We start from the raw sequence: 952 nt of genomic DNA, 5'->3' as shown, positions 1-952 counted from the left end.
GCGGTCTCCTCGAAGTACCGCACGTCGGCGACGGCGTGCCCCCCATGCGGCGACGGTGTCGGCAAGCTGCCGCGTGACCTGCTGCGCCAGGCGCGGCGTCGAGAGGTCACCGTCCACGGTGACGACGGTCCGGCGACCCGCGGCCTTGGTCTCACCCGCGACGGGGGCGGCGAGCGTCTTGTTGAGTTCGTCGTAGTCCAGGACGCTGCGCCTGGGCGTGCCCGCGTCCGCGGGGACGGTGACCGACTGCGGGGAGCAGTGCCAGGCGCGCAGGTCCAGATAGGTGGCGCGGGGACCATCCCCGCGGGTGCGGGGCGCAGCCGCTTCTCGGCGGGCTTTGAACCATGGTTGTGGATCAGGAGGCCCCGGTCAGGTTGATACGTCGATGCCGTAGCGGGTCGCGAGCGAGTCCACGCTCAGAGCCTGGCCGCTGAGGTCGAGTACGTCCGGATCATCGGCCAGAGCGGTGATGGCGCGTCCGACCCCTTCGGCGGACTGCGAGGTGGCCAGGTCCAGGTGCTCCACGAACTGCATGACCCCTTCGGTGCGCACCAGCCCGGGATGCACGGCGATCGAGGTCACGCGGTGCGGGCGTAGCTGGAGTGAAGCGGCGAGGGCGAGGCGGTCGTCGGCGGCTTTGGCCATCCCGTACGCTGCCCCGTAGGCGTGCTGTTCACTGTCGGGGACGGCGAAGGAGACAGTGGCTACCAGGCTGCCGGGCGTGGCGATGAGCAAGGGTGCGCATATCGCCAGGGCGGTGTAATGCGTGCGGACACCGCCGGAGAACATGAGGTCGAACAGATCCAGTGGCTGTTCCCACAGTGGGGCGTTCCATTCCTGCCAGGCCCCGGCGTTGAGCCGCTCGTAGCCGCCCCAGGTGTTGTTCACCAGGAGATGCAGTCTGCCGTGCTCGGCGGCGATCTGGTCGGCGACCGCTGCCACGGCTGCGTCA

General features: G+C 69.7%; 1 protein-coding gene. It reads right to left on the bottom strand.

What is annotated here, in order from left to right; genetic code table 11:
- Positions 1-369: 369 nt before the first annotated feature.
- On the bottom strand, positions 370-952 hold a 583-nt coding region (locus FCI23_RS55925; protein WP_136731794.1), incomplete at its 5' end, for an SDR family NAD(P)-dependent oxidoreductase.

Source organism: Actinacidiphila oryziradicis, from assembly GCF_005047355.1.
GTDB classification, from domain to species: Bacteria; Actinomycetota; Actinomycetes; order Streptomycetales; family Streptomycetaceae; genus Actinacidiphila; species Actinacidiphila oryziradicis.
The sequence above is the reverse complement of the archived record's forward strand: the minus strand, read 5'-3'. Positions and strand labels throughout refer to the sequence as shown.